Source organism: Citrobacter sp. UYEF32, assembly GCF_040546205.1.
Taxonomy (GTDB): domain Bacteria; phylum Pseudomonadota; class Gammaproteobacteria; order Enterobacterales; family Enterobacteriaceae; genus Phytobacter; species Phytobacter diazotrophicus.
In genome coordinates this window covers 621234-640708 of record NZ_JBEPNI010000001.1, presented here as the reverse complement: position 1 = coordinate 640708, position 19475 = coordinate 621234, and the positions used below count along the sequence as shown (strand labels likewise).

Below are 19475 nucleotides of genomic sequence, written 5' to 3'. Positions count from 1 at the left end.
TATCTAGTTACTTTTCTTGTCTAAATCAAGTAACTGCTCGACGGTGACCGCCGGGTAGCCCTGTGCATCGTCGGGTATTTCCTGCAATGAAGGAATAGGTTCCAGCGGGCCTAAGAAACGGGGCTCACGTTTGAACAGATATAAATCAGCGAGCGTCCCCAGACGTGCGCCAAATTCGCGTATGCGTACGCTCCACATATTTTTCGGCGAAGGGACGGCATAGCATTGCGCCTGGATGCCCATATGCTGGGCAATAAAAAGTGCACGTTCGCAATGAAAGCGCTGGGTGATAATAATAAAATCGTTAGTATCGAAAACCTTACGAGTACGCACAATCGAGTCGAGTGTGCGAAAGCCTGCGTAGTCCAGCACGATATCAGAAGGGTCAACGCCAGCGGCAATCAGGTCCTTACGCATGGTCATCGGCTCATTATAACTTTGCAGAGCGTTATCACCGCTTAACAGCAGGTAATTCACTTTGCCGCTGTTGTAGGCATTCAGCGCACCCTGAATACGATAGCGGTAATACTGATTAATCACGCCAGTGCGGTAATATTTTGCTGTGCCCAGTACCACTCCCACCTGACGCCAGGGTAAATCCTGCAGGTCATCGTAGATGTAGGGGGCGGTTTTCCAGCTTATCCAGCGGTCTAAGCCGAGCGCAGTCAACAGCAGTAAGCCGATAAGGACCAACAGGCTGTATACAAAGCGCTTTAGCATGCGGACAAACTCGATACAGGATTAAATTTCACTCAAGGCTACTTTACCCGTCCGGCAATCGCAAGAAACGGGCGTTCAATTGCGGGGTTTTTCATCACTGCGGGCAAAATGCCCGCAGTTGGCTGGTTAGTCGAGCAAAACACGCTCAACGTTCTGGCAACCCAGAGCGCGCAACGTGGCGACAGTTGCGTCCCATTGGGTGAGAGGGGCATCGGCTTTTTCTGCGAGTACCGCGCGCTGCATATCCGGATAGTCGAACCCGGCCAGGCTCATCAGATTTAACGCGCCCTGGAGTGGTGGCAGTGTCGGGTTGAATGCGGCATTTTCCGCATAGCTGCCGCTGAAAATACGCCCATTGCGACACTCAATAGCCACACCAGACGGTGACTGTGTATACGGCGTATGACTTTTGTTGGCCGCTGCGATAGCCGCCTGAGAAAGCGCATCTCCGCTGAGGGCAAACCCGTGGTCCTGAGCATCAAGTAGCAGGGTTTTAATCTCAAGGTCTTTAGGACCGAATGCGTCAGGCAGATAATCGCCAAGGGTATGCGGCGCACGCCCCGGTAAGTTAATACGCAGCGTCAGGCCGCTGTTCAGTTCATTCATAAACTGACGACAGTGACCGCAGGGGGTGTAATTAACGGTGATGGAGGCCAGCGCTTTTTCACCGCGCTGCCAGGCGTGGCTAATGGCGCTTTGCTCTGCATGGACGGTTTGCTGCATGGTGGCGCCAAGGAATTCCATATTGCTACCGAAATACCAGGTGCCGCTGACGCCGCGGGCAATCGCGCCGACGTTAAAGTGCGAAAGCTCAGTACGTGCGCAGGCTGCTGCTAACGGTAACAGAGCGAAAGCCAACGCGTCTTCGTCCATCCCTGTGGCGTTAAGCAGAGCCGCTACCTGTTCTGCGCTTAACATCGCGGGAAAATCCGCGTCCGCCAACAGCGGTGCCAGTGCGGCCTGTAAATTCTCCGCAAGGGTCGGAAACGCAGTGTGAAAACGTGAATGCATGGCGTTGCCTCATAACAATGTATTGGGATCGTAGTGTAAGGGCCGTTTTAGCCTTTATATGTGATCAACATCTCACTGTATATGCAACGTATGCAATTCAAATTAAAAATGCGCGACGCATCGCAAATTTTAGCCCGCTATCGCGAGGATGATCGGGAACAGAAATGGCGCAATCAGTGACGTAATAATCCCACAAATGACCAGCGCCAGTGAGCTAAAGGCCCCTTCCTGATAATCCAGCTCTGCACAACGCGCGGTACCCAGAGCGTGCGACGCGGTGCCCATTGCCAGGCCACGTGCTGATTTTGTGTGGATACGCATGGCATTCAGCAGGGTATGACCGAAGACTGCGCCCAGGACGCCGACAAAAATCACACAGACTGCGCTAATTGCCGGAATGCCGCCAATGCTGCCGCCAACCGCCATGGCAATCGGCGTGGTGACCGATTTAGGCAGAATAGAGGCGGCAATCTCTGGCGATGCCCCCATCATCAGTGCAATACCGGCGCCGCTCGCCATCGCCACAATACTGCCAAAAAAGCAGATAGTGATGATGGATTTCCAGCGCGCGCGGATCTGGTGCAACTGCTCATAAAGTGGAAACGCCAGGGCGACCACGGCAGGTTGCAATAAATCGTTAAGGATTTTGCTGCCCTGGAAGTAGTGGTCATAGGGGATACCGGTGACCAGCAGGAACGGGATAATGACCACCATCGCAATCAGCAAAGGATTTAACAGCGCCATCTTGAAGCGCGCGGAGAGCTTACGCGCTGCAAAAAAGACCGCCAGCGTGAGCGGAAGCGACCACCAGATATATGCCATCATTTTTCACTTCCCTTCTCGCCAACGACTTTACGCTCGCCGTGTACCAGATGCGTACTCCAGCTCACCACAAGAAAGACAATCACCGTACTGACGGCACAGGAGACGACTATTGGCCCAAACTGCGCGCGCAGAATGTCGTAATACTGCATTACGCCCACGCCGATAGGCACAAACAGGAGCGCCATGTAGCGGATCAGCACGTAGCAGCCGGGATTGACCCATTTGGCGGGCAGGATTTGCAGTGCCAGCAGGACGAACATGATTAACATGCCAATAATGCTGCCGGGAATCGTAATAGGCAGCAGTGATGAAATATAAATTCCTGCGTATAAACAAGCATATATCAGGACAAATGCGCGAAGGTACTGCCAGACAATGTTCAGTGATTTACTCATGGTGTATACCCTTGATGAAACGCATTCATCATACAATTAAAGCCGGAAATGTGCTACCGATCACATCATGAATTCTGAGCATACCAAACATTCCATTCTGGAACGTCGGGCATTACCACAAGATTGTTGTTCCTGGATTACGCGCTGTCTTTACGCTCTGCTGAGGGGATCGCCTGAATGCTGTGGATCACTTCGCGCATTGCGCGATTCACGACTTTGTCCTGGCGCATAATCAGCCCAAGCGTGCGATGCAGCGCAGGAACCAGTGGCTGAACAGTTAAGCCAGCGCAATCCTCTGCCTGCGTAACCGACATCCGCGGCACAATGCTGTAACCGAGCCCTGCGCGCACCATCCGTTTTATCGCCTCAATACTGCCAAGCTCCATCACTGGCGAGGCATTCTTACCGGCACGCTGGAACCAGCCGTCAATAAGCTGACGTGTGCTGCTCCCGGTGGCAAAAACAATCAGCGGCAGTTGCTCCGTCTCAACGCCAGACTCGCCCTCGGACGGTTTTGCCGTGATAGAGACGAATTCATCGACCAGGACCGGCGTTACATCCAGATTCCTGCTGATGGCGGGCAGGGTAACAAGACCGATGTCGATACTGTTTTCCTCAACCCCCCGGACAATATCCTGCGTATTGCCGGTTCTGACGCCAACCGAGAGCTGAGGATAGTCTTTACGAAGCTGTTGCAATATGGCAGGTAATAAATGAATACAAACCGTGGCGCCAGTGCCAAGCGTAACCGTGCCGCTGATATCGAGTTTATGCATAGCAACAGATTGCACGGCAGCACTAACGGCTTTTTCGATTTCTTCGCAGTGGGCCAGTAATGTCAGCCCTGCCGGTGTCGGGCGAACGCCGCGACCGGTGCGTTCAATCAGGCGGGTTTGCAGCGCGGTCTCCAACTGGCGCATCTGGAGACTGACCGCAGGCTGCGAGATCCCCAGCGCTTCGGCGGCAGCGGTAAAGCTGCGCCGGCTGATGACCAGCCTGTAGGTCGTCAATTGATCGAGACTGAGGTGTGCCATCCAAAGTTTTCCTTATACAGGTAATAAGCGCAGCACTATGTCTGTACTTATGCGTTACGGCTAGCCTGTCAACAGACCTGAGCAGGAGCCGGACAATGGAAATTATCGAAGCAGAAGAACAACATATTAGCGCAATGCAGCAAATATACGCCTGGCACGTGGTGAATGGCAGCGCCTCATTTGAAACCGCTGCGCCTGACAGAGAGGAAATGCTGGCGCGTTTGAACAAGACTCGCAGCGCCGGATTGCCGTGGTTTGTCATTCTCGAAGAGGGGATCGTGAAAGGCTATTGCTACCTTTCACATTATCGCACGCGTTATGCCTACCGCTACACGCTGGAGGATTCTATCTATATTGATGAACAATTTCGCCAGCGCGGTGCGGGCAAAGCGTTACTGGCGAAAGCCATTGAATGGGCGGAAAATCACGGCTATCGCCAGCTTATTGCCGTTGTTGGCAACAGTGAAAATGTGGGGTCGTTGCGCCTGCATCAGCAGGCAGGTTTTATCCTGACAGGGACGCTGAACAATGTCGGTTTTAAGCATGGGCGCTGGCTGGATATTGTTATTATGCAGCGCACGCTGGGTGAGGGGAGTTCGACCCTTCCGGCTGTGGACGCTTACCGACGCTCGGCCTGATGCAGTAGCGTTTTGAAACACACTTTCTTCCCTGTGTCAGAGGCGCTACTATGTCGCCTCATTTTTTCAGGGGCAATGTATGCGTGTATTACTGGCGCCGATGGAAGGTGTGCTCGATTCGCTGGTGCGCGAGCTGCTGACCGAGGTTAACGACTACGATCACTGTATCACCGAGTTTGTGCGGGTGGTCGACCAACTGTTGCCGGCAAAATCGTTTTACCGCATCTGCCCTGAACTGCATCATCAAAGTCGCACCCCCTCCGGCACGCTGGTTCGCGTACAACTACTGGGGCAATACCCCGAGTGGCTGGCGGAAAACGCGGCTCGTGCGGTGGAGTTAGGTTCGTGGGGCGTCGATCTCAACTGCGGCTGTCCGTCGAAGCTAGTGAATGGCAGCGGCGGCGGGGCAACGCTGCTCAAAGACCCTGAGCTGATTTATCGCGGGGCGAAAGCCATGCGCGAAGCCGTGCCCGCTCATCTGCCGGTAACGGTAAAAGTGCGTCTGGGGTGGGATAGCGGCGCACGACAGTTTGAAATTGCCGATGCCGTTCAGCAGGCCGGCGCATCTGAGCTGGTGGTTCACGGGCGAACAAAAGAAGACGGCTATAAAGCGGAGCGTATTAACTGGCAGGCCATTGGTGAAATTCGCCAGCGTCTTAGCATTCCGGTTGTCGCGAATGGCGAGATCTGGGACTGGCAGAGCGCGCAGGACTGCATGGCAGCAACCGGCTGCGATGCGGTAATGATTGGTCGTGGCGCGCTGAACGTCCCCAACCTGAGCCGGGTCGTCAAAGAAAACGCGCCGCGTATGCCCTGGCCCGAGGTTGTTGCGCTGTTGCAAAAATACACGCGGCTGGAAAAGCAGGGCGATACCGGGATGTATCATGTGGCGCGAATCAAACAGTGGCTGGGCTATCTGCGCAAAGAGTACGCCGAAGCGACTACGCTGTTCGAGCAGATTCGTACCCTTAAGAGTTCGCCGGACATAGCCCGCGCGATTCAGGCACTGAAAGCGTAAACTCTGCGATCATAGTCACGTTTTTGTGTGGCATTGATTGAGTGAATGAACCAACCTGATAAAGTTTCCTGCGGATTGTTACTGCGTAAGCAGGCTAAACCTGATGTTCTGGCATTTGCCGGAAGTCAGGTTTTTTTGTTTCTGGGGTTCGGATGAAAATCGCCAAAATACTTAATAATAATGTGGTGGTCGTGCTGGATGAACAACAACGCGAGCAGGTCGTTATGGGCCGGGGGCTCGCGTTCCAGAAACGTACCGGCGATGAGCTGGATGACAGCAAAATCGAGAAGATTTTTGCCCTGCAAAGTGACGAACTGGTCAGGCGCTTAAGCGAGTTGCTCAATCAGATCCCGCTTGAGGTGATGACCGCCTGCGATCGCATTATTGAACTGGCGCGTGGTCGGCTGGGGAAGTTGCAGGATAGCCTCTATATCACCCTGACAGACCACTGTTTTTTTGCCATTGAACGGCTGAAAACAGGGCAGGTGATTCGCAATGTTCTGTTGTGGGAGATACGCCGTCTCTATCCCAAAGAGTTCCAGATTGGGCAAGAGGCGCGGGCAATCATCGCAAAACGCCTGGGCGTGGAATTACCAGAAGATGAAGCCGGATTTATCGCGCTGCACCTGGTTACCGCCCAGCTTAACAGTGATATGCCGGATGTTATGCATATCACCAAAGTGATGCAGGAGATCCTGCATATCGTGAAGTATCAGTTGAAACTCGACTATAACGAAGAGTCGCTCAGCTATCATCGGTTCGTCACGCACCTGAAATTTTTCTCGCAGCGGATGTTAACCCGCACGGTGGTCGAGGATGACGATTTGTCGCTGCACCAGGCGGTTAAAGAGAACTATGCCAGCGCCTGGCGTTGTGCGGAAAAGGTGGCCCGCCATCTGGAACAAAATTATCAGCGGAACCTCACCACAGAAGAGATTATGTTCCTTGCGATTCATATTGAGCGTGTACGAAAAGATAAACGCTAAAAATAGCGTGAAGAACGAAGTGTAAAACAGGATTGTTACTGCATCTCGCAGGCAAAACCTGAGCCCGGCCCGCGAGGTGCTGGACTCAGGTTTTTTTTTATCTCAGTCACAGCCTTCGGGCATAAGAAGTAAGGAAAAAGCATGGAATATCAAGCGCTGGCGAAAGATATTCTCAGCCACGTTGGGGGCAAGGAGAACATTACCAGCCTGGTGCACTGCGCCACCCGGTTACGCTTTAAGCTCAAAGATAACAAGAAAGCTGATGGCGAAGGGCTGAAAGCCAATCCAGGCATCATTATGGTGGTCGAAAGCGGCGGGCAGTTTCAGGTAGTGGTCGGTAACCACGTTCATGACGTCTGGCAGGCGGTGCGTGATGAAGCCGGGCTCACGGATGACACACCGGTTGCTGAGCCGGAACAAGGGGAGAAAGTCTCTCTTGTTGGTCGCGTGATCGACGTCGTCTCCGGCATTTTTACCCCTTTTATCGGTATTATGGCAGCATCAGGGATCCTGAAAGGGCTGCTGGCGCTGGCCGTGGTCTGCGGCTGGCTGACGACAAACAGCGGAACATATCAAATCTGGTTTGCCGCCAGCGACGCGCTGTTCTTCTTCTTCCCGCTGATTCTCGGTTACACCGCCGGGAAGAAATTTGGCGGTAACGCCTTTGTGACCCTCGCGATTGGCGGCGCGCTGACCCACCCGATGATGATAAAAGCCTTTGAAGCAAGCCAGGCACCAGGGGCGGTCAGCGAAACGTTTTTGGGAATTCCGATAACTTTTATCAATTACAGCGGCTCGGTTATTCCGATCATCATTGCCGCCTGGGCAAGCTGCTGGCTGGAAAAGCAATGTAATAAATTCCTGCACTCGGCAGTGAAGAACTTTTTTAGTCCGCTGATCTGCATCGCGGTGATTGTGCCGCTGACCTTCCTGGCGATCGGTCCGCTGGCGACCTTGCTGAGCCAGGGGCTGGCGCACGGCTATCAGGCCATCTACCTCTTTGCCCCCTGGCTTGCTGGCGCAGCGTTGGGTGCGCTGTGGCAGGTGTGCGTGATTTTCGGTCTGCACTGGGGGCTGGTGCCGCTCATGATCAATAACCTGACCGTGTTCGGCCAGGACACGATGCTGCCCATTTTACTGCCTGCGGTACTGGGCCAGGTAGGGGCGGTACTGGGGATTTTCCTGCGTACCCGCGACCCTCGTCAGAAAATACTGGCCGGTTCGGCGGCCACGGCGGGTATCTTCGGTATTACTGAACCAGCGGTCTATGGTCTGACGCTACCGCTGCGCCGTCCGTTTATTTTTGGTTGCGTTTCCGGGGCTATCGGCGGGGCGATTGTTGGCTTTAGCGACAGTCACGTCTACTCGTTTGGTTTTGCCAATGTCTTTACTCTGGCGCAGATGATCCCGCCGGGCGGCGTGGATGCCACCCTGTGGGGCGGGATTCTGGGCACCGTTGTTTCACTGGTGCTGGCATGCACCCTGACCTTTGTGGCGGGGATGCCGAAAACGACTGCGGTGACAAAACCGATTGCCGTTGTGCCGGGCGAAAACGACATCCTCTCACCGATGTCCGGAACCGTACTGGCGCTTGAACAGGTGCCGGACAGCACCTTTGCCGCCGGGTTGCTCGGCCAGGGGGCGGCGATTATCCCCTCGGACAATAAAGTGATTGCGCCCTTTGCCGGTGAAGTGGCCTCACTCTTTCAGACAAAACATGCCATCGGCTTATTAAGCGACAGCGGCATTGAGGTGCTGATTCACGTGGGCATTGATACCGTCAAGCTGGAGGGCAAGCCCTTTACCGCACATGTCAGCGTTGGCGACAAAGTTCAGCCTGGCGATTTACTGCTGGAGTTCGATCGCGATGCGATCCTCTCAGCCGGATACGATCTGGCAACGCCCATCATCATCAGCAACAGTGACGACTATCGCGCTGTGACGACCGTGGCATCGACATCGGTGGAATCCGGAATGCCGCTACTGGCCGTCAATCGTTAATCAAAGGAGATATCAATGAATACATTCCCGAATGACTTCTTATGGGGCGGCGCTATCGCTGCAAACCAGGTGGAAGGCGCTTATCTGGAAGACGGCAAAGGCCTTTCCACCTCGGATGTGCAACCAAAAGGCGTATTCGGTGACGTGGTCGAGCGCGTGGCAGGTGACAGCGGCCTGAAAGATGTCGCTATCGATTTCTATCACCGCTACCCGGAAGATATCGCCCTGTTTGCGGAAATGGGTTTTAGCTGCCTGCGGGTGTCCATTGCCTGGACGCGTATTTTCCCCAACGGGGATGAAACCACGCCCAACGAAGCGGGGCTGGCGTTCTACGACAAACTGTTTGATGAGATGATCAGCAAAGGGATGACGCCGCTGGTGACGTTATCGCATTACGAAATGCCATGGGGGCTGGTGAAAGGTTACGGTGGCTGGGGCAGCCGTCAGACCATTACCTTCTTTGAGCGTTATGCCCGCACGGTATTTGAACGTTATAAGAACAAAGTGAAGCTGTGGCTGACTTTTAACGAGATCAACATGTCGCTGCATGCCCCGATGACGGGTGTCGGTCTGCCGGAAGGTAGCAGCAAAGCGGAGATCTTCCAGGCTATCCACCATCAGCTTGTGGCGAGCGCGCTGGCGGTAAAAGCCTGCCACGAGATTATCCCGGATGCCAAAATCGGCAACATGATCCTCGGTGGCCTGATGTATCCGCTGAGCTGCAAACCGGAAGACGTGCTGGAAACGCTGCAGCAAAACCGTACCTGGCAGTTCTTTGGCGACGTGCAGTGCCGTGGCGAATATCCGGGTTATATGCTGCGTTTCTTCCGTGAAAACGGCATTAATCTCAACATTAGCGATGCGGATCGTGACGCGCTGCGCACCACCATCGATTTTATCTCGTTTAGCTACTATATGACCGGCTGTGTGACGACCGATGAAGAGCTGAACCAGAAAGCGCGCGGCAACATACTCAGCATGGTACCGAACCCGCACCTTGCAAGCTCAGAATGGGGCTGGCAGATTGACCCGGTTGGCCTGCGCACGCTGCTGAACGTCATGTGGGATCGCTGGCAGAAACCGTTATTTATCGTGGAAAACGGTCTGGGTGCGAAAGACAAACCGGAAGCGGATGGCAGCATCAATGACGATTACCGCATCAGCTATCTTAACGATCACCTTGTGCAGGTACGCGAAGCCATTGAAGACGGGGTGGAGGTGATGGGGTATACCAGTTGGGGGCCAATCGATCTGGTGAGCGCGTCAAAAGCGGAGATTTCCAAACGCTATGGCTTTATCTACGTTGATCGTGATGATGCCGGTAACGGTACGCTGGCGCGCAGCCGTAAGAAAAGTTTCTGGTGGTATCAGGAAGTCATCGCCAGCAAAGGAGCATCGCTTAAGCGATAAGCTAACGGCTGTCATTCGCAATACCCCCTCACTTCCACGGAGGTGAGGGGGAGTTTTTAGAAAATCATCTTAAATACGCCGGTGACCACCAACAGCCCAATCAAAAAGATAATCAAAATAACCCACAGCAATACTTTCAACATGCGTTTCTCTCCCTTGATGCGTTTTACTCACCGCAAAGTGTAGCAACCGTTCAGAAATATGCCTTTTCTCTATACTGAAGGTTTGGCCTCACGACCGGAGGGGAAAATGACCATGCAGAAAGTCGCTATTGTGACCGCAGCGGATTCAGGTATTGGTAAAGCCTGCGCGCTAATGCTGGCGGAAAAAGGGTTTGATATTGGTATCACCTGGCACTCGGATGACAGCGGTGCGCACGATACTGTTCAACAGGTAGAAGCGCGCGGCAGACAGGCCCGTACCATCCAGCTCGACTTAAGCCATCTGCCGGACGGCGCTCAGGCTATCGAGACGCTGATTAATGCGTTCGGCCGTGTCGATGCGCTGGTCAATAATGCCGGCGCAATGACCAAAGCACCGTTTTTGGATGTCAGTCTGGAAGCGTGGCGGAAGATTTTTACCGTGGATGTTGAAGGGGCGATGTTGTGTTCACAAATTGCCGCGCGTCATATGGTTAAGCAGGGGCAGGGGGGACGCATTGTGAATATCACCTCTGTGCATGAACATACCCCATTGCCCGAAGCCAGCGCCTATACGGCGGCGAAACACGCGTTGGGCGGATTAACCAAATCCATGGCACTGGAGCTTGTTAGTTACAACATACTGGTGAATGCGGTGGCGCCTGGTGCGATAGCCACGCCGATGAATAACATGAGCGATGCTGACGCCAAACCGGGCTCTATGCCGAACATCCCGCTGGCAAGGCCCGGTAAAACCCAGGAGATTGCGAGCCTGGTGGCCTGGCTCTGTTCTGATGACGCCAGTTATACCACCGGGCAGTCGTTCATTGTCGACGGCGGCTTTATGCTGGCGAATCCGCAGTTTAACGCCAGCCGCCATTAACTACTCTGACGGTGGATTGCGGCGTTTCTTTTGCCGATGCCGCAGCCACCAGCGCACGGAAAAGACTACCACCACGGCCAGTACCAGCCAAATCAGCTTCTTAAGATGGTGATCAAACTGATGTAACCACGGTCCGATAACTTCCCCACCCAGGTAGCCTAACGTCGTGAAAATCAATGCCCAGACGATGGCACCGAAAATATTCAGTGGCAGGAAGATTTTTGGGGGCAGATGGCTGGCGCCGATCAGTAGCGGCCCGATGATGCGAAAGCCGTACATAAAACGCGTACCGATGACAAACAGCCAGGGACGGCGGTTAATCATGCGTTGCGCCTGGTTAATTTTGTCCTGATGGCGGGAAAAGCGTTGCAGGATCTTCATGCCATATCGGCGCCCCAGTAAATAGAGCAACTGGTCTCCAATCATCCCACCGAGCGCAACGGCCATGACCACCAGCGGAAACTTAAGCAACCCCTGATGCGCGGCAACGCCACCCAGCAGGGTGATGGTTTCCCCCTCAGCAATACTACCAACAACCAGCGCGGCATAGCCGTACTGGCTGATAAGATGATTCATATCCATAGGTCCAACAATTCTCCCGTTAAACCCCTTAAGCATACACCCTATGAATTGAATGCGCCGACAACCACGGTTTCGTTGCGCGGATTATCGCTACGTATTTTTTGATCTGAACACAAAATAACCAGTAGAGTGACTTATACTTAAGGTGTCTGTATTCGGGCATTCAGCAAGGGGGCGTTATGAACCATGTCTGGGGACTTTTTTCCCATCCCGATCGTGAAATGCAGGTCATAAAGGGCGAAAACGAAACCGTTTCGCATCACTACACCCACCATGTACTGTTCATGGCGGCGATTCCCGTTATCTGTGCTTTTATTGGCACGACGCAAATAGGCTGGAATTTTGGCGAAGAAAGCGTGGTTCAGTTGAACTGGTTTACCGCGTTTTATCTGGCCGTCATTTTCTATGCGCTGATGCTGGCCGGTGTGGCGGTGATGGGCCGTGTGATTTGGTGGATGGCAAGGAGCTACCCGCAGCGTCCCTCTCTGGCGCGCTGTATGGTGTTTGCCGGGTATGTCGCAACGCCACTCTTTTTGAGCGGTATTGTGGCGCTCTTCCCGCTGGTCTGGCTGTGCGCGCTGGTGGGGACAGTAGCACTCTTCTATACCGGTTATCTGCTCTATGTAGGGATACCCACCTTCCTCAATATCAACCGAGAGGAAGGGCTGAGTTTCTCCAGCTCGACGCTGGCAATTGGGGTGCTGGTACTTGAAGTACTACTGGCGCTCACGGTCATTCTTTGGGGTTACGGCTACCGTCTGTTCTAATCACATTGCGTTGCTGGTTGAAGTACCAGCAACGCAATCTTCTGCAATGAATCTTGTGTGGCGACATGCGGGCGTGGCGGCTATTATGCCAGGGCCAGCTTCTGTTATTTACTTCCTGAACAGATGCGGTGTGCGTAATCACGTGCATGAATAATCATCAGAAGTCACACCATGCTGAAAATCCGAGTTTCTTTATTAAGCCTCGCGCTTATGTTTGCCGTGCCCGTCGCACCGCAGGCGCTGGCAAAAACTGCTGCGGCAACGGCGTCCGCGCAACCTGAAATTGCCTCCGGTAGCGCGATGATTGTCGATTTACAAACCAACCAGGTTATCTATTCCAGCCACCCGGATCTGGTACGTCCCATCGCGTCTATCACTAAGTTGATGACGGCAATGGTAGTGCTGGATGCGCATCTGCCGCTGGATGAAAAAATAAAAGTGGATATCAGCCATACGCCGGAAATGAAAGGGATCTACTCTCGCGTACGCCTGAACAGTGAAATCAGCCGCAAAGATATGCTGCTGCTGGCGCTGATGTCCTCAGAAAACCGTGCGGCGGCGAGCCTTGCTCACCATTATCCTGGTGGATATGACGCGTTTATTCGTGCGATGAATGCGAAAGCGAAGGCGTTGGGCATGACGCATACCCGTTATGTCGAGCCGACAGGCTTATCTATCAGCAATGTGTCCACGGCGAGCGACTTGATTAAACTGCTGGTGGCCACCAAACAGTATCCGCTGCTGGGCCAGTTGAGCACCACGCGGGAAGACATGGCGACGTTCAGTAATCCGGGGTATACGCTGCCGTTCCGTAATACCAACCATCTGGTGTATCGCGATAACTGGAATATTCAGTTGACCAAAACCGGGTTTACCAATGCGGCGGGTCACTGTCTGGTGATGCGTACCGTTATTAATAATAAGCCGGTGGCACTGGTGGTGATGGATGCTTTCGGGAAATATACCCACTTTGCGGATGCCAGCCGTTTACGGACCTGGATTGAAACCGGGAAAGCACAGCCTGTACCCGCTTCCGCATTAAGCTACAAACGTCAGAAAGCGGCGCAGATGGTGGAAAACCACGGCGCACAAACCGCGCAAAACGACTAATTATTCCGGCAGCGTCCAGTCACCATCGTTGAGTGGGCGCTGCATGATAACCGTATCCCGCCAGTCACCCTTCTTGTAGCCCACGCTGCGTAACTGCCCGACAATTTCGAAGCCGTGTTTTTTGTGCAGGCGCAGCGATCCGGCATTATTTTGCCCATCGCCGATCACCGCGATCATCTGCCGCCACGGACCTTCTTCACACCTTGCGATCAGCGCATCCATCAGCATACTGCCAATACCTCGTCCGGTCATACTGGCGTCAACATAGATAGACTCTTCCAGAGTATAGCGGTAGGCCTGGCGCGGACGGTAAGGGCTTGCATAGCAATACCCCACCACGATGCCGTGGTAGAGCGCGACCATCCAGGGAAGCCCGTCATTGGCGATTTTGTGCATGCGTTGGCGCATTTCGTCGATAGTGGGCGGCACTTCTTCGAAGGAGGCGCGGCCATGCAGCACGTGCCAGGCATAGAGAGATGAAATTGCATGAACATCATCAAGCGTGGCATCACGCACCACGAGTGCGTTTTCGGACAGGACATCAACGGCAGACATGATGGAGTAACTCCTCAATGTAGCAGGCCAGAGAAACGTTTCTCTGGCCTGCTACTTTAGTACGAATGAAGAGTACAATACAGCCTGGCTTAAACATATATCGCAGTTAGACTGCGACGAACCACTAACGTAATAGTCTATTGCCAGTTTTTTCTCTTGCTTGTTTTACCGATCCCAGGGTTCATGCTGTTTGTTGGGTCATTTTCCAGGTAAAAACGTTTTAAATCATCGGGCGCTTCATATAAATGCCCCACGTTGTGTTCAGCCGGGTATTGCGCGCCGCGCTGGCGCAATAATTTCAGCATCTGTTCTTTGAGCGCGTGCGTATCAACGCCTTTCTTCACAATATAATCCTGATGGAAAACATGGCAGAAGAAATGGCCGTAATAGAGCTTCCAGGTTAACTGGCTGTCAATCTCCGGCGGCAGGTGTTCGAACCAGTCATCGTCATTGCGGCGCAGGGCAATATCCAGCGCCAGAATGTCTTCTACTTCATCGGCATGTACCGCCTGATAACGAATTGCCGCCCCCGCTGCGGCGAAGCGGTGAAGAAAGGCTTTGTTCCCTTCTTCAGTTGTACAGGCGAAGAACCCGCCCTCTGCCGTCTTAAAGTACTCGGTCAGCCAGCGTTGCGCCTCAGCGATACCGTCACCCGACATTTTCAGTAGCAGATGGTGTTCATACTTGTCCCGCCAGCTTTTCATTCGCGGTGGCAGGTGAGAGGGGAACAGGTGCCCCAGCTTTTGCATTGCCCGGTCGGTAAAGTGCGGCTTAAATAGGGAGGCTTTTGCCAGCAGGGCATCGGTGCGGCCTTTCAGGGTAAAAAAGAAAGGCATTTTGTCGGTGCCGAGCTTGTCGATCATCAGGAAGGTGTCTTTCCCGTAGCGCTCGGCGATATCGTAAATATCGCGATGCATATACTCCCCCGCCACCGGCAAATGGGTGAACTCGCTAAGAATATGGCGGCGAAGCGCGCTCAGCACCTGCGGCTGGTTGGTGCCGATATAAAACACCTGCTGATGGGTGGGGGCGACAAAGGTGTCCAGTCGTACGGCGAAGACGGCCAGTTTCCCGGCACAGCCGGAGGATTCAAACAGACGATCCGGGTCGGCATTGTAGCGTGCCGGTGTATCCGCATCCACATCGCGCACGCGGGTGACATAATCCTGATCGTGCCCGTGACGCCCATCGTGGCGCACATCGGCGTCGGTCACCCGTTCGTCATCAAGTTTACTTAAGATTTGCTCCGGCGTACTGCCAAGCTCAATGCCTAAGTGGTTAACCAACTGGAGTCTGCCGGTTTCGTCAATTCGCGCATACAGCGACATTTCGGTGTATGCCGGGCCGCGCTGCACCAGCGCGCCGCCGGAGTTATTACAAATCCCGCCGATGACCGATGCCCCGATACAGGATGAACCGATGACGGAATGCGGCTCGCGGCCAAGCGGTTTTAGCGCTTTTTCCAGCGAATAAAGGGTTGTGCCCGGATAAGCCAGTACCTGCTCACCGTTATCGATAAGATGCAGTTTATCGAGCCGCAAGGTGCTGATGATAATAATGTCGCGGTCGTAGTCATTACCGTTTGGCGTTGAGCCTTCGGTCAGGCCGGTATTTGCCGCCTGCATCAGGATGATCTTATCGGCGTTCACACAGGCGCTGAGTACACGCCATAATTCAAGCAGTGTGCCGGGAAAGACGACGGCGAGCGCATCACCCTGCCCGGAACGAAACCCCTTACGGTAGCGTGCCGTTTTGGCCGGGTCGGTCAGGACATGTGAAGCTCCAGTGAGGCGTTCGAGTTCACGGATAAAAGCGATATGGTGTTGGGAAGTTGTAGAAGACATTTTCCTCTCCCTGGTGGTGGAACAGCGTTCTCGCTTTAAAGCATAGTGTCTGAAAGTGAGGAATTCTCAGAAAAATCAGAGAATAACTCTGCAAGCCGGACTACGATTATGGCACACTGCGTTTTTTTCATGGTCAGGCCCGCGAGTGGCTGTATAAACGAGAGAGTGAACGACATGAAATGGCTATGTTCGGTAGGTGTCGCCGTAAGCCTTGCGCTGCAACCGGTGATGGCAGAAGAGATGTTTGGTAACCATCCTCTGACGCCGCAAGCAAGGGATGCGTTTGTCACTGAATTACTAAAAAAAATGACGGTGGATGAAAAAATTGGGCAACTGCGACTGATTAGCGTCGGGCCGGACAATCCGAAAGAAGCCATCCGTGACATGATTGCCAAAAACCAGGTCGGCGCCATCTTTAATACCGTGACCCGCCCGGATATCCGCGCGATGCAGGATCAGGTCATGCAGCTTAGCCGCCTGAAAATTCCTCTGTTTTTTGCCTACGATGTGGTCCACGGTCAACGGACCGTCTTCCCGATTAGCCTGGGTCTGGCCTCCAGCTTCAATCTTGATGCGGTGAAAACCGTCGGGCGCGTTTCCGCTTATGAAGCGGCGGATGACGGCCTGAACATGACCTGGGCGCCAATGGTGGATGTATCCCGCGATCCGCGCTGGGGCCGTGGCTCTGAAGGCTTTGGTGAAGATACCTACCTGACCACGGAAATGGGCCGCGCGATGGTGAAATCCATGCAGGGCAAAAGCCCGGCGGATCGCTATTCAGTTATGACCAGCGTCAAGCACTTCGCCGCCTATGGCGCGGTTGAAGGGGGCAAGGAATACAATACCGTTGATATGAGCCCACAGCGTCTGTTCAACGACTATTTGCCGCCGTACAAAGCCGGGCTGGAGGCAGGCAGTGGTGCGGTCATGGTGGCGCTGAACTCTCTCAACGGCACGCCGGCAACTTCCGATTCCTGGCTGCTTAAAGATGTCCTGCGCGATGAGTGGGGCTTTAAAGGCATCACCGTTTCGGACCATGGCGCAATCAAAGAATTGATCAAACACGGCGTGGCCGCCGACCCGGAAGATGCGGTACGCGTGGCGCTCAAAGCCGGTATTAACATGAGCATGAGCGACGAGTACTACAGCAAGTACCTGCCGGGGCTTATCAAATCCGGTAAGGTCACCATGGCGGAACTCGACGATGCGACCCGCCACGTGCTGAACGTGAAATATGACATGGGTCTGTTCAACGACCCGTACAGTCACCTGGGGCCGAAAGATTCAGACCCGAAAGACACCAATGCGGAAAGTCGTCTGCATCGTAAAGAAGCACGAGAAGTGGCGCGCGAAAGTCTGGTCCTGTTGAAAAACCGTCTCGACACACTGCCGCTGAAAAAAGACGCGACCATCGCGGTGGTCGGTGCGTTGGCGGACAGCAAGCGTGACATGATGGGAAGCTGGTCGGCAGCCGGTGTGGCGGGGCAATCCGTAACCGTGCTGACAGGTATCCGCAACGCAGTGGGGCCTAAAGGCACTATCCTCTACGCTCGCGGTTCGAATATCACTGACGATAAAGGCATTGTCGATTTCCTTAATCTGTATGAGCCAGCCGTAGTGCAGGACAAACGCAGCCCGCAGGAGATGATTGATGAAGCCGTGACCGTGGCGAAGAAATCGGATGTCGTCGTAGCGGTCGTCGGTGAGGCCCAGGGGATGGCACACGAAGCGTCAAGCCGTACGGATCTGACCATCCCACAAAGCCAGCGTGATTTGATTGCCGCGCTAAAAGCAACCGGTAAACCGCTGGTGCTGGTGCTGATGAACGGTCGTCCGCTGGCGCTGGTGAAAGAAGATCAGCAGGCCGATGCGATCCTGGAAACCTGGTTTGCCGGTACCGAAGGCGGTAATGCCATCGCTGATGTGCTGTTTGGTGATTACAACCCGTCCGGCAAGCTGCCGATGTCTTTCCCGCGCTCCGTCGGGCAGATCCCGGTCTATTACAGTCACCTGAACACCGGGCGTCCGTATAATGCCGATAAACCGAACAAGTACACGTCACGCTACTTCGACGAGGCCAATGGTCCGCTTTATCCGTTCGGTTACGGCCTGAGTTACACCACGTTTAACGTCTCCGATGTGAAAATGTCGGCGCCGACCATGACCCGTGACGGCAAAGTGACGGCCAGCGTCGATGTTACCAATACCGGCAAACGCGACGGTGCGACGGTTGTCCAGATGTACCTGCAGGATGTGACGGCGTCCATGAGTCGTCCGGTAGAACAACTGCGTGGTTTCGAAAAAGTGGATCTCAAAGCCGGGGAAACCAAAACCGTCAGCTTCCCGATTGATATCGAGGCGCTTAAGTTCTGGAATCAACGCATGAAATACGATGCAGAACCCGGCAAATTCAATGTCTTTATCGGCCTGGATTCAGCCCGTGTTAAACAGGGTGAATTTACCCTCCAGTAACCCCGCAAAGGCCGCTTTTTAGCGGCCTTTCATCTTTAAACCCCTTGCGTTATAACCGCTTCGTCTAATCAGAAACATCAAAATCTGAACGACTGATTTATTCCAGGTCGATTCTCTACTACGCTTTTTGCACAGCCGGAAATCCAGGCACCACAAAAAAAGAGGTAAGAGCATGAAATCATTTTCGCAATGGAGCGCTGCAGGGTTATTGATGCTGGCCGCAGGCGCACAGGCGGCTGAGCCGGTTAAAGTGGGTTCCAAGATTGATACCGAAGGCGCGCTGCTGGGCAATATCATTTTGCAGGTTCTGGAAAGCCATGGCGTGAAAACCGTCAATAAAGTCCAGTTGGGTACCACCCCGGTGGTGCGCGGGGCGATCACCTCGGGTGAACTGGATATCTACCCGGAATATACCGGCAATGGCGCGTTTTTCTTTAAGGAGGAGAACGATCCGGCGTGGAAAAATGCGCAGCAAGGCTATGACAAAGTCAAAAAGCTGGATGCGGAGAAAAACAAACTGGTCTGGCTGACGCCAGCGCCTGCCAATAATACCTGGACTATCGCGGTACGCCAGGATGTTGCGCAGAAAAACAAGCTGGTCTCCCTTGACGATCTCAGTCGCTATCTGAAAGAGGGCGGTACCTTTAAACTTGCCGCTTCCGCCGAGTTTATCGAGCGTACCGATGCCTTACCGGCCTTCGAAAAAGCCTATAACTTCAAGCTCAACCAGCAGCAGTTGCTGTCGCTGGCGGGGGGCGATACGGCAGTGACCATCAAAGCCGCTGCACAGCAAACATCAGGCGTGAACGCGGCGATGGCCTACGGCACAGATGGGCCGGTTGCGGCGCTGGGGCTGCAAACCCTGACCGACCCGAAAGGCGTTCAGCCCATTTATGCGCCTGCCCCGGTTGTGCGCGAAGCGGTGCTGAAAGCTTACCCGCAACTGGATGAGTGGCTGAAACCGGTATTTGCCAGCCTGGATGAAAAAACGCTGCAGAAACTGAATGCCAGCATTGCAGTGGAAGGTCTCGACGCCAAAAAAGTGGCCGCCGATTACCTGAAAGGAAAGGGACTGATTAAATAA

At 53.9% G+C, this 19475-nt stretch carries 19 protein-coding genes; 10 read left to right on the top strand and 9 right to left on the bottom strand.

The window, feature by feature from the left end:
- Positions 1-3: 3 nt before the first annotated feature.
- The 5 genes from sanA to ABIB59_RS03205 all read right to left on the bottom strand — a co-directional run bounded on the left by sanA (position 4) and on the right by ABIB59_RS03205 (position 3985).
- Positions 4-720 (bottom strand): outer membrane permeability protein SanA, encoded by a 717-nt coding sequence (sanA, locus tag ABIB59_RS03225; RefSeq protein WP_354033995.1) that lies wholly within the window; start codon positions 718-720, stop codon positions 4-6.
- Positions 721-846: 126 nt separating this feature from the next.
- On the bottom strand, positions 847-1731 hold the full coding sequence (gene cdd, locus ABIB59_RS03220) for a cytidine deaminase (protein ID WP_041852028.1): 885 nt from the start codon (positions 1729-1731) through the stop codon (positions 847-849).
- Between the two features lie 129 nt (positions 1732-1860).
- Entirely contained in the window at positions 1861-2556 is a 696-nt protein-coding gene (locus ABIB59_RS03215) for a CidB/LrgB family autolysis modulator (protein WP_108700952.1), read from the bottom strand.
- Positions 2553-2951 carry a CidA/LrgA family protein gene (locus ABIB59_RS03210; RefSeq protein ID WP_041852026.1) on the bottom strand — a complete coding sequence of 133 codons (399 nt, stop codon included), beginning with the start codon at positions 2949-2951 and terminating at the stop codon, positions 2553-2555. Before ABIB59_RS03210 ends, ABIB59_RS03215 begins: the two co-directional genes overlap by 4 nt.
- A 137-nt stretch (positions 2952-3088) precedes the next feature.
- Positions 3089-3985: a LysR family transcriptional regulator gene (locus tag ABIB59_RS03205; protein ID WP_079496295.1), complete on the bottom strand. Its 897-nt coding sequence runs from the start codon at positions 3983-3985 to the stop codon at positions 3089-3091.
- Between the two features lie 95 nt (positions 3986-4080).
- Between ABIB59_RS03205 and ABIB59_RS03200 the strand changes: the two genes are divergently transcribed.
- The 5 genes from ABIB59_RS03200 to ABIB59_RS03180 all read left to right on the top strand — a co-directional run bounded on the left by ABIB59_RS03200 (position 4081) and on the right by ABIB59_RS03180 (position 10038).
- A complete protein-coding gene (locus tag ABIB59_RS03200; protein WP_108700953.1) occupies positions 4081-4623 on the top strand; it encodes a GNAT family N-acetyltransferase in 543 nt (180 codons plus the stop codon).
- Positions 4624-4702: 79 nt separating this feature from the next.
- Positions 4703-5641 (top strand): tRNA dihydrouridine(16) synthase DusC, encoded by a 939-nt coding sequence (gene dusC / locus ABIB59_RS03195; RefSeq protein WP_041852023.1) that lies wholly within the window; start codon positions 4703-4705, stop codon positions 5639-5641.
- 152 nt (positions 5642-5793) lie between these two features.
- On the top strand, positions 5794-6627 hold the full coding sequence (bglG, locus tag ABIB59_RS03190) for a transcriptional antiterminator BglG (RefSeq protein ID WP_041852022.1): 834 nt from the start codon (positions 5794-5796) through the stop codon (positions 6625-6627).
- Between the two features lie 141 nt (positions 6628-6768).
- Positions 6769-8628 (top strand): PTS beta-glucoside transporter subunit IIABC, encoded by a 1860-nt coding sequence (gene bglF / locus ABIB59_RS03185; protein WP_354033991.1) that lies wholly within the window; start codon positions 6769-6771, stop codon positions 8626-8628.
- Between the two features lie 15 nt (positions 8629-8643).
- The gene (locus ABIB59_RS03180) at positions 8644-10038 is read left to right on the top strand and encodes a glycoside hydrolase family 1 protein (protein WP_041852020.1); all 1395 of its coding nucleotides are present in this window, start codon (positions 8644-8646) and stop codon (positions 10036-10038) included.
- 56 nt (positions 10039-10094) lie between these two features.
- Here ABIB59_RS03180 and ABIB59_RS26335 read toward each other — a convergent pair whose 3' ends face one another.
- Positions 10095-10178, bottom strand: a complete 84-nt coding sequence (locus ABIB59_RS26335) for a small membrane protein YohP (RefSeq protein ID WP_090085588.1) — start codon at positions 10176-10178, stop codon at positions 10095-10097.
- A gap of 115 nt (positions 10179-10293) precedes the next feature.
- Between ABIB59_RS26335 and ABIB59_RS03175 the strand changes: the two genes are divergently transcribed.
- Complete coding sequence (locus ABIB59_RS03175) at positions 10294-11061, top strand: SDR family oxidoreductase (protein ID WP_354034162.1); 768 nt, start codon at positions 10294-10296, stop codon at positions 11059-11061.
- On the opposite strand, the gene ABIB59_RS03170 is transcribed toward ABIB59_RS03175, so the two are convergent.
- Positions 11062-11643: a DedA family protein gene (locus ABIB59_RS03170; protein ID WP_041852018.1), complete on the bottom strand. Its 582-nt coding sequence runs from the start codon at positions 11641-11643 to the stop codon at positions 11062-11064. It abuts the gene before it with no gap.
- Positions 11644-11822: 179 nt separating this feature from the next.
- Between ABIB59_RS03170 and ABIB59_RS03165 the strand changes: the two genes are divergently transcribed.
- Both ABIB59_RS03165 and pbpG read left to right on the top strand, forming a co-directional pair.
- Positions 11823-12410 (top strand): Yip1 family protein, encoded by a 588-nt coding sequence (locus tag ABIB59_RS03165; protein ID WP_354033988.1) that lies wholly within the window; start codon positions 11823-11825, stop codon positions 12408-12410.
- 171 nt (positions 12411-12581) lie between these two features.
- The gene (gene pbpG, locus ABIB59_RS03160; RefSeq protein WP_071195698.1) at positions 12582-13520 is read left to right on the top strand and encodes a D-alanyl-D-alanine endopeptidase; all 939 of its coding nucleotides are present in this window, start codon (positions 12582-12584) and stop codon (positions 13518-13520) included.
- Here the strand turns inward: pbpG and ABIB59_RS03155 are convergent, their stop codons facing one another.
- Positions 13521-14075, bottom strand: coding sequence for a GNAT family N-acetyltransferase (locus tag ABIB59_RS03155; protein ID WP_041852015.1), 555 nt, complete (start codon positions 14073-14075; stop codon positions 13521-13523). It lies immediately after the preceding gene.
- A 137-nt stretch (positions 14076-14212) separates the two neighbouring features.
- Complete coding sequence (dld, locus tag ABIB59_RS03150) at positions 14213-15919, bottom strand: D-lactate dehydrogenase (protein ID WP_354033986.1); 1707 nt, start codon at positions 15917-15919, stop codon at positions 14213-14215.
- Positions 15920-16093: 174 nt separating this feature from the next.
- On the opposite strand from dld, the gene bglX reads away from it, so the two are divergent.
- Positions 16094-18391 (top strand): beta-glucosidase BglX, encoded by a 2298-nt coding sequence (gene bglX, locus ABIB59_RS03145; protein WP_041852013.1) that lies wholly within the window; start codon positions 16094-16096, stop codon positions 18389-18391.
- A 172-nt stretch (positions 18392-18563) separates the two neighbouring features.
- Positions 18564-19475 carry a glycine betaine ABC transporter substrate-binding protein OsmF gene (osmF, locus tag ABIB59_RS03140; protein WP_041852012.1) on the top strand — a complete coding sequence of 304 codons (912 nt, stop codon included), beginning with the start codon at positions 18564-18566 and terminating at the stop codon, positions 19473-19475.